We start from the raw sequence: 8392 nt of genomic DNA on the forward strand, positions 1-8392 counted from the left end.
CGGCCTGAGCCTGGTGCGCCATCTCGAGGACCCGCCCTATGGGGTGCGGTGCGACGGGGACCGGATGGACTTCATCCTCGGCGGCGCCCCGGTCGTCACCGCGCGGCGGGCGGGCGATACCCTGCTCTGGGAGGAATACCCGTGCGTCGGGCCGGATGGGCAGGCGCAGGAAGAACCCCGCGCCTCGGTCGCATCGACCTTCGCCCTATCGCTCGCCGTCGCCGGCTGGCCTTTGATCCGCGGACCGGCGCAGTGGGAGCACCGCTACGGCTGGTCGGACACCGGCATGCCCGAGGGGCTGGCCTACAAGATCACCGTCTTCGAGGGCTATGCCCGTCACTGCGGGCTGCGCATCAACACACCGCGGATTCCCGGTCTGGTCTATCCGGATTGGGAGGATCTCTAAATCGGTTGGAGAGCAGCGAACGGCACCGCGGGCGGGCGGTGCGGTTCGTTCCCCGAGCCGGGCGGGGCATTCGCCCCGCCCGGAACGTTTTCGGCGCTCGCAGGTGCCCCCGCGGCTGGAGCCATGGCAGCACGACCAGTCATCCCGGGCGATGAAAGTCCCCGGTGGGAGCGGCTTCAGCCGCGACGAGGCCACACGCAGCTTGCGAGGTCGCGTCGCGGCTGAAGCCGCTCCCACCGGCTCGTGGCGTGATTTTCACGCTAACCTCAACCCCGCGAAGTGCCGGCGAGGTTGGCACCTCGCTTCACCCCGCAGGGGTCAGAATGACGTACGATACACGCATCACCTGACCGGAGCGCGGCCATGCCTTCTCCCCAGCAACCGACCGAATCTGCCCGTATCAACGATACCCTGGTGCTGTCTCAACAGGCGTTCGCGGCCTTCGTCGCGGCCGGTGAAGACCCGTCGGAGCCAAACGAGGCATTACGTGCATTGATGGCGCGGCGCTGAATGCCCGCCCGGACCAGGTAGCGCTACGCCCTCACTGGCCGATCAGGGCAACGATCTTTCCTTGCACTTGCGCGAATTCAGCGGCGGATACGCGACCCTTGCGCAGTGCCTTGCGGGCGACCCAATCCAGGCTCTTCACCTGATCGGCGAGCACCGCGCTCGGGCGGTCGCCGGCAATGGAAACCTCGAACGGATACCCCTTGATCTGGGTCGTCATCGGACAACACAGCATCAAGTCGGTCTTGCCGTTGTAGGCCGCCGGGCTGACGACCAAGGCCGGCCGGTGGCCCGCTTGCTGATGACCTGCCTGGGGGTCGAAATGCAGCCAGACGATATCGCCGGCGTCCGGCACGTAACGCGGCACGGTCAAAGCGCCTCATGCCCGACTGCGGCACCAAAATCCACCTCGGCGTGCCGATTCTCCGGCGTAATCCCGGACAGGAGTTCCGCCAGGTCGTAAGCGTGCGACCGGATGGGCTCGATCAGGATCCGCCCGCCTTCCTCGCGAATGTCCACCTCCTCATCCAAACTCACCCGCGCGGCAGCCATGACCCCGACCGGGATCCGCACGGCCGCGCTGTTGCCCCACTTTTTCACCGTGACACGCATGGCAGGCCCTCAGGTATCTTCTTTGTAGAGACGATACCCCGAAATTCGCCGGTACTCAATGTCACTCGGGTTCACCCCTCCCGCCGCAAGAAGTCCCCGAGCACCGGAATCCCCAAGCCCCCATCCGCGGTCACGAGCCCCCGGCGCCGCAGATACCGCCGCGTCGCGCGGTCCTGGGTGATGAGGTCCACCGCCTCGCCGCGGGCAAGCCGCTCCAGTACCGCGAGCGCCGCGGCCGGGGTCGCCTGCACCAGGTTGGTCAGATAGGCATTGGCCTTGTCCAGCACCGCCGGGTCGAGCGCGGCGCAGTCCGCCACTGTGGCCTGGCGCCGGTCGGCATCGTTGAGGCGCGCCACCAGCAGCGAACCGCACAATTGGGTGAGATAGGGCTGGCCCAGGGTGCGGGACCAGACCGCCTCGGCCACCGCGGGCGGAATGGCGTCGGGCGGGAAGTCGGCGCTCGGTCGGGTCAGCAAGTCCAGCGTCACCGGCCGGGTCAGCGGGCCGATGGCCAGTTCGCGCAGGTTCACCAGGTGGTCGGCCCACATCGGGTCCAGCTCGTCGACATGGGCGGCACCGGCGATCAACACCCGCAGCCGGCGGCGGTGCTGGATGTTGGCGCGCAAGAGCCCCAGCAGTTGCAGCCGCGCCCGCCGGTCGCCGGGGAAGAGTCCCTCCCAGCGCTCGAACTCGTCGATACAGAAGATCGCGTTCATCCTTCTTTGCGGGAAAGATCAGGGTGCGATTTCGTGCGGCACTATTGCCGAAACAGTGACCTCGGCTGATTTAGGTTCATGATACGACTATGCATGAGCACCTCAAGGCGCGCAGCCTCAGCACAGACTAACGGTGACTCCAACAGTTGCGCAAGATAGGGGCGGTTGGCGTCAATTACTTCAATTCGCCGGATCTCTCCCAATGAGTCTAGATCCTTCGCAGCTATCGTGCCGAAAATTGCAGGCGCGGATTCCCGCTGCAATTCTGGCGCAAGACGTGTGGTGAGCTGGATCGCTGATTGAAACCGCTCGTGTGTGAGATTGCTTTCTTCCGCCAGGAACGGACCGGAATGATTCGTAGCAATCATGGAGCAGTTCGCCAGGGCCTGCTCAATATTCTTGTTAACCCAAGCAAAATATACTCCACCTCCCATGCGCCGTGCAGAAAACCATGCCTCGCCCATACGCAGCACAATATGAGTTAGTATCCCAAGCGCTGTTGACACAGTCTGCCGCTCGATTGACGATTCCTGGGGTGAAAAGAAAGCCTTGCCTACCTTCGCATGAAAGAGGGGAAGCCGAGCATCACGATACACGGTATCAAGGACCGATTTCACAGCATTCGAGCTTTGCGCCGGAACGAGATCGTTGAGGCGAATGCTAGATTGAGCGGCCGTAAGCGCCCGGTTAAGCCAGTTGATTTCTCGCTCCCCTTTTTCTATTGGGATGGAGTTGCTTAGCAATACCTCGAAGGCAAGATACATATTGCGATACGCGTCGAAGAGATCATCTGTCGTCTGGGCCAACCGATAATATCGAAATCCGATGTGATGGCGCGGTTGGACAGGGGGCGGCGGAATCACATTGCCGTCCTTATCTTTGACGAGGAGTGTTGGCTGCCCAACGGCGAACGGCATCATGAAAGTCGACACATATCGCAGAACGACGCCATTAGGTTCCGACCACCAAATGAGATGTTCGCTCTCCGCATCTTGTATCACAGCGTCACACCGCCCGAGGACAGATAGCAAGTCTAGTCCCTGCTGTGCCAGGCGATGCCCTTCGCTGAAAGCTGCTTTGGGATCTTCAGCGCCGTTGAATCGAACTACAGCGTCGCGTTGACCGGCCCGGAGCTCAATCTCAGCGCCAGGAAAGACAAGTGCGGCATCCGAACTGGCAGGCGAGGTAAGGGAAAAGGCAGCGCCGCTTGGCAAGGCGGAACTCACTTCGAACAGCGATATGGGACCAAGGCGAGCCATGCTAGCAACTCACAAGATGGCAGAACCCTGCGGGTAGTATAGGTAGAAAGGGGTTTCGGCTCAACATCGTGTGGGAAAAGGCAATTGAGCTTGGCCCCTTATGCTATTTCGATGTCGGCTTCGACGGATGGCCAATCCATCGGCGTATGGTCCGCTGTGCAGACCGAAGTCAGCGCAACAACCTGTCGACGAACGGGCCGCACGATGGAATCTGCCCGGCTCGTTCGCTAAGCCCGCTGGACGAGCCGCTCGGCATAGGCGACCAGCGCCGCGATGTCGGCTTCCACGGATGGCCGATCCAGCGGCGTATCGCTCTCGAATTCGTCATAGCGTAACTGTACGGCGAACGGGGTGAGATCGGTCAGCGGCCAAAGGGTTGCGATGTCCTGGCCAGCCGCCGCCAAGGCGGCCAACAATTCTCCCAGATCATGTCGTAGTGGCTAGGGATGGCCCAGGCAGGCGAGCCATGCCTTGAGCGACTTCTCGGCGGCTTGTTGGGCGTGGAAGCCGTAGATATTGTCGTCAAAGCAATCCTCATCCCCCATGTGCCGTAGCGCCTTGAGGTTCGCACGCGCCCGCCGCAGCAGGCGCTCGGCATCGTCACGCGCCGCGTTCATATAGGCGCCTCCCTTCCTTCAAAGCACGGGCCACCAGGTGATGCGGACTGCGTGCAAGTCGATCGACCTCATCTCTGCTGTAGAGCGCCAGGTCCTTGGCAAGTCCGCAGCCGGCCAGCTTTCGATAGAGGCGGCCGGCGGTCAAACAGCGGCTGCGCCGCGGAGAAAAATTCTCCTTGTCGATGACCAGCAGATCGACGTCGGAGTCGGGCTTGGCGTCACCCCGGGTGCGCGAGCCGAACAGGATGATCGCATCCGGATCGACCTCGCGGACGATCACCTCAACCATATGTTCCAATAAGGCATTTTCGTCGACATTCATCTGGCAGACCTCCTCGCTGGACCTAGCGGTACTCGCAGGGATAACCTCAGCCGGTTCGGTGGCGCCCCGCGCGCCTGCTGGGCCGCCGGCACGACACCGCGATGGCCGTCATGGTGCGACCCTGAGGCTTCGCGCCACACTTGAGCACGGTGTGCAGTTCGGTGCTGATCCGAGCTTGGAGCCGGTCGGTGGAATTGGCTGATGGCACGCAATTGGCCCCCGGTTGGCTACTGTACGGCTTGCTTCGGGAAGTCGCCACCGCGGCTTGAAAAATGGGTGTAAATGGGTGTAGAAATGGCGAATGATCCAGACCGCCTCGCTTGCCATCACCCCCGAGATGCTCCTCCTCGTCGCCGAGATCGACGAGTTCAAGGGTGCCTGGCGTGCCCTGGGCACCCTGGCGCCCGAGCGGTTGTCGGCGCTGCGGCGGGTCGCGACCATCGAGAGCATCGGCTCTTCGACCCGGATCGAGGGTAGCCGGCTGTCGGACCGCGAGGTCGAGCGTCTGCTGTTCAACCTGGAGATCCAGTCCTTCGGCTCGCGCGACGAGCAGGAGGTGGCCGGCTACGCGCAGGTGATGGAGACTGTCTTCGCGTCCTGGTCCGACATCGCCGTGACCGAAAACCACATCAAGCAGTTTCACCGCGACCTGCTGCGCTACAGCGACAAGGACGAGCGGCACCGGGGTGCCTACAAGACGGCATCCAACAGCGTCGCGGCCTTCGATGCCGACGGTAACCAACTGGGTATCGTCTTCGAGACGGCGAGCCCGTTCGACACGCCCCGGCGGATGCTTGAGTTGGTCGCCTGGTTCGACGCGGTGTCGCGGGACGGGGAAGTACACCCGCTGCTCGCCATCGGCATCTTCGTCGTTGCCTTCCTGGCGATCCATCCATTCCAGGACGGCAACGGCCGCCTGAGCCGGGTCCTGACCACACTCCTCTTGCTGTGCGCCGGCTATGCCTATGTGCCCTTCAGTTCGCTGGAGAGTGTCATCGAGCAGAACAAGGAGGGTTACTACCTCGCACTTCGCCGCACCCAGGGGAGCATCCGGAGCGAGGCCCCCGATTGGACGCCGTGGCTGACCTTCTTTCTGAAGGCATTGCAACGCCAGATGCGGCGGCTGCGCGAGAAGGTGGAGCGCGAGCGGCTATTACTCGCACGGTTGCCTGAACTCGCGATCCGGATACTGGACCAGGCCCGTGATCATGGCCGTATCTCGATCGGCGATGCGGTGACCCTGACGGGGGCCAGCCGCAACACCTTGAAGATGCATTTCAAGACGTTGCGCGAACGTGGCCTCCTGGTGCTCCACGGTGAGGGCCGCGGTGCCTGGTATAGCCTGCCTTAGGGGCCGAACCTCCGGCGCGACGGCCCACCCCAAACCGCCGTCCAAGTGCTATGGTTAGCGCGTTACCCCTGAGACTCCCCGCCCCGGGTCGCCCCGGGCGCTGAACCAACGCGATTCGGAGGACTCCATGTTGTTTACCGCCTTCCTGTTCGGCCTGACCCTCTATGCGATCTACCGGGTCGTGATCCGGGCCTTTTACACCGTCAAGCCCAACGAACGGGCGGTGCTGACCTCCTTCGGGCGCGCCCAGCGCTTCGGCGAGCTACCGGTGGATGACCCGCGGATGACCGAGGAGGAGCGGGCGCGCTACCGCTTCCCGCGCCTGCAGGTGATCCGCCCCGGCGGACCCTATTTCAAATGGCCCTGGCAGGAGGTCCGCAAGGTCGATGTCGCCACCCAGGCGCTCGACCTCACCTGGGACCCCACCAAGCGCCAGACGACCATCGAGGCCGTGACCAAGGACAACCTGACCACCGGGGTCAACGGCCAGGTCCGTTTCCGGGTCTCGGAGGACAATCTCTACCCCTTTGTCTTCGGCGTGGCGGACCCGCTCGAGCACGTGATGGGCTATTTCGTCTCCGTGCTGCGTGAGCGCATCGCCAACTTCGCGGACCCCAAGGGGCAGCGGTTGCTCGCCATGATGCCGGCGACCTCGGAGGCGCAGGGCGACGGGGCCGGGCCGGACCTCTCGGAAGGGGTCTCGATCAACGACCTGCGCAAGAATCTGCCGCTACTCAACGAGTATATGGAGCAGCAGTGCGCGACCACCGGCACCCGTTACGGGATCGAGTTGGAGGCGGCACTGATCACCCAGATCGACCCGCCGCTGGAGGTGGACCGGGCGCTCTCCGCCATCAACAGCACCCGTAACCAGGTGGCCGCGGACATCAGCACGGCCCGCGCCGATGCCGAGCAGCAGATCACCATGAGCAAGCGGGCGGTGGATATCGCCACCAACAACGCCCAGGCGGAGGTGGCGCCGCTCAAGGAGCTGGCCGAAACACTGGTACGCATCAAGGCCGAGGGGGGCAGCGCGGCGCTGGCCGCCTATGTGCGCAACATGCGCATCCCGCTGCTGCGGCGCGCCCGGCGCATCGTCCAGACCACCGGCAATCCCAGCCAGGCCTGAAGGAGACCCATCATGTACGACCCCATCTCGCTACTCGTCGCCTTCGTCATGGGCCTGATCTTCATCCCCTTGCTGCTCGCGGTCACCAGCCGGCTCGGGCTCTACACCATCGTCAAGGAGCGGGAGGCCCAGGTCTACACCCTGTTCGGGCGGGTGCTCGGCGCACTCGACGAGGCCGGGCTGCGCTTCCCTATCCTGCACTTTGGTTTTTCGGCGCTGCTCGTGCCCTTCTTCGGCAAGCGCTACCTGGTGGACACGGCGCTGCGCCAATATTATCTGCGCGATCAGATGGTCAACTCGGAGGAGGGTACGCCCATGGGGGTGGGCATCTGGTATGAGATGCAGGTGAGTGACCCGGAGGCGTATCTCTTCCGCAACGCGAATCCGGAGGGCTCGCTCCAGGCCAACGTGGCCAGTTCCACCATCTCGACCCTGAGCAACCTGGAGATGGACAAGATGCTGGAGGACCGCCACCAGCTGAGCCGCGAGGTGCGGGCGACCGTCTCGCCGCTGTCGGAGAAATGGGGCTATCAACTGGGGTCGGTCTACATCCGCAAGGTGGCATTCACCGATCGGCAGATGGTCGACAACATCACCGAGAAGGTCGTGAAGCGCCTGGTGCAGGTCACCAGCGCGATGAAGCAGGACGGGGAGAACCGGGTGGGGCTGATCCGCAGCCAAACCGCCTTCAAGGTCTCCCAGAAGATGGCCGAGGCCGGTGCCACCCGGCCCGCGGTGGTCGGCGATGCACTCAACGCCATTGCCCGGCAGGACCCGGAGGTGCTGACCTCCGTGCTCACCATCTTGGAGAACGAGCAGCTCATCGCCTCCGGGGCGGAGGTCGACGTGCTGCCGCCTGACTGCGCGGTCATGCTCCAGCTCGGCGGCGGTCACGGACCGACGGCCGCGGTGCATGAGGCCGCGGGCGCGCAAAAGCCGGCGGTCGACCTGTCGCGGCTCGGCCCCTTTGCTGGCTGATCCCCCGCCTAACCCCAAGGGTGCGACGGGGCCGATCTGGCCGCCCTGTCGCCACTGATCGCGGTACGATCGATGACCAGCAAGGTGTGTTCTCCCTGGCTTGATGCGCGGGTGCGCAAGGGCCGCTCCCCGATCCATGGCTGGGGGTGCTTCGCCCGGATCCCGTTCGCGACCGGGCAACGCATCGGCACCTTCGAGGGCTCCGAGGTGGTGGAGGATGGGCCCCATGTCCTGTGGGTCTACGACCCCGACGGCGGGGCGCCGAGCGCCCGCCAGGGGACCAATCTACTGCGCTGGCTCAACCACAGCGCCGAGCCCAACGCCGAGTTCGAGGTCTTCCACCTCTACGCCCGACGCCCGATCGCCGCGGGGGAAGAGATTACCATCGACTACGGCGGGGCGCCTTGAGTTGCGGTCACCTCGTGGGTCCTGGGTGTCTTCGTCGCGGCCGGGGGGCCGCTCCTACGGCGTAGGAGCGGCCCCCCGGCCGCGACG

Annotated in this window: 13 protein-coding genes; 6 read left to right on the forward strand and 7 right to left on the reverse strand. The window is 64.3% G+C overall.

All coding sequences use genetic code 11. From position 1 onward, the window contains the following. On the forward strand, nt 1-406 hold a 406-nt coding region (locus tag QZY44_RS01375; RefSeq protein WP_295441217.1), incomplete at its 5' end, for a hypothetical protein. Between the two features lie 363 nt (nt 407-769). Beyond that, nucleotides 770-916: a DUF1778 domain-containing protein gene (locus QZY44_RS01380; protein WP_295441220.1), complete on the forward strand. Its 147-nt coding sequence runs from the start codon at nt 770-772 to the stop codon at nt 914-916. 31 nt (nt 917-947) lie between these two features. Here QZY44_RS01380 and mazF read toward each other — a convergent pair whose 3' ends face one another. The 7 genes from mazF to QZY44_RS01415 all read right to left on the reverse strand — a co-directional run bounded on the left by mazF (nt 948) and on the right by QZY44_RS01415 (nt 4439). Then, nucleotides 948-1280, reverse strand: a complete 333-nt coding sequence (gene mazF, locus QZY44_RS01385; RefSeq protein ID WP_295441223.1) for an endoribonuclease MazF — start codon at nt 1278-1280, stop codon at nt 948-950. A gap of 2 nt (nt 1281-1282) precedes the next feature. After that, complete coding sequence (locus QZY44_RS01390; RefSeq protein ID WP_295441226.1) at nt 1283-1525, reverse strand: AbrB/MazE/SpoVT family DNA-binding domain-containing protein; 243 nt, start codon at nt 1523-1525, stop codon at nt 1283-1285. 71 nt (nt 1526-1596) lie between these two features. Then, on the reverse strand, nt 1597-2241 hold the full coding sequence (locus QZY44_RS01395; protein ID WP_295441229.1) for a hypothetical protein: 645 nt from the start codon (nt 2239-2241) through the stop codon (nt 1597-1599). Nucleotides 2242-2282: 41 nt separating this feature from the next. Continuing rightward, nucleotides 2283-3500: a hypothetical protein gene (locus QZY44_RS01400; protein WP_295441231.1), complete on the reverse strand. Its 1218-nt coding sequence runs from the start codon at nt 3498-3500 to the stop codon at nt 2283-2285. Between the two features lie 227 nt (nt 3501-3727). Then, nucleotides 3728-3916, reverse strand: coding sequence for a hypothetical protein (locus tag QZY44_RS01405; RefSeq protein ID WP_295441233.1), 189 nt, complete (start codon nt 3914-3916; stop codon nt 3728-3730). Nucleotides 3917-3940: 24 nt separating this feature from the next. Then, on the reverse strand, nt 3941-4117 hold the full coding sequence (locus QZY44_RS01410) for a HEPN domain-containing protein (RefSeq protein ID WP_295441237.1): 177 nt from the start codon (nt 4115-4117) through the stop codon (nt 3941-3943). Further along, nucleotides 4101-4439 carry a nucleotidyltransferase domain-containing protein gene (locus tag QZY44_RS01415; protein WP_295441240.1) on the reverse strand — a complete coding sequence of 113 codons (339 nt, stop codon included), beginning with the start codon at nt 4437-4439 and terminating at the stop codon, nt 4101-4103. The genes QZY44_RS01410 and QZY44_RS01415 overlap by 17 nt, the downstream gene beginning before the upstream one ends. A 301-nt stretch (nt 4440-4740) precedes the next feature. Here QZY44_RS01415 and QZY44_RS01420 point away from each other — a divergent pair, with 301 nt between their 5' ends. The 4 genes from QZY44_RS01420 (at nt 4741) to QZY44_RS01435 (ending at nt 8305) form a co-directional block, all read left to right on the forward strand. Next, the gene (locus tag QZY44_RS01420) at nt 4741-5790 is read left to right on the forward strand and encodes a Fic family protein (RefSeq protein WP_295441243.1); all 1050 of its coding nucleotides are present in this window, start codon (nt 4741-4743) and stop codon (nt 5788-5790) included. Nucleotides 5791-5917: 127 nt separating this feature from the next. After that, nucleotides 5918-6919: an SPFH domain-containing protein gene (locus QZY44_RS01425; RefSeq protein ID WP_295441246.1), complete on the forward strand. Its 1002-nt coding sequence runs from the start codon at nt 5918-5920 to the stop codon at nt 6917-6919. Between the two features lie 12 nt (nt 6920-6931). Continuing rightward, on the forward strand, nt 6932-7897 hold the full coding sequence (locus tag QZY44_RS01430; protein ID WP_295441249.1) for an SPFH domain-containing protein: 966 nt from the start codon (nt 6932-6934) through the stop codon (nt 7895-7897). A gap of 72 nt (nt 7898-7969) precedes the next feature. Next, entirely contained in the window at nt 7970-8305 is a 336-nt protein-coding gene (locus QZY44_RS01435) for an SET domain-containing protein (protein WP_295441252.1), read from the forward strand. The last annotated feature ends 87 nt before the right edge of the window (nt 8306-8392 follow it).

The sequence above is a fragment of the uncultured Thiodictyon sp. genome (genome assembly GCA_903837595.1).
GTDB lineage: Bacteria > Pseudomonadota > Gammaproteobacteria > Chromatiales > Chromatiaceae > Thiodictyon.

Excerpts from the sequence above, each read along its gene's own strand:
- QZY44_RS01425 (WP_295441246.1), top strand. The coding sequence starts at position 5,918 with ATGTTGTTTACCGCCTTCCTGTTCGGCCTGACCCTCTATGCGATCTAC.
- QZY44_RS01410 (WP_295441237.1), bottom strand. The coding sequence starts at position 4,117 with ATGAACGCGGCGCGTGACGATGCCGAGCGCCTGCTGCGGCGGGCGCGT.
- QZY44_RS01420 (WP_295441243.1), top strand. The coding sequence starts at position 4,741 with ATGATCCAGACCGCCTCGCTTGCCATCACCCCCGAGATGCTCCTCCTC.
- QZY44_RS01390 (WP_295441226.1), bottom strand. The coding sequence starts at position 1,525 with ATGCGTGTCACGGTGAAAAAGTGGGGCAACAGCGCGGCCGTGCGGATC.
- QZY44_RS01400 (WP_295441231.1), bottom strand. The coding sequence starts at position 3,500 with ATGGCTCGCCTTGGTCCCATATCGCTGTTCGAAGTGAGTTCCGCCTTG.
- QZY44_RS01415 (WP_295441240.1), bottom strand. The coding sequence starts at position 4,439 with ATGAATGTCGACGAAAATGCCTTATTGGAACATATGGTTGAGGTGATC.
- QZY44_RS01430 (WP_295441249.1), top strand. The coding sequence starts at position 6,932 with ATGTACGACCCCATCTCGCTACTCGTCGCCTTCGTCATGGGCCTGATC.
- QZY44_RS01395 (WP_295441229.1), bottom strand. The coding sequence starts at position 2,241 with ATGAACGCGATCTTCTGTATCGACGAGTTCGAGCGCTGGGAGGGACTC.
- QZY44_RS01380 (WP_295441220.1), top strand. The coding sequence starts at position 770 with ATGCCTTCTCCCCAGCAACCGACCGAATCTGCCCGTATCAACGATACC.
- QZY44_RS01435 (WP_295441252.1), top strand. The coding sequence starts at position 7,970 with ATGACCAGCAAGGTGTGTTCTCCCTGGCTTGATGCGCGGGTGCGCAAG.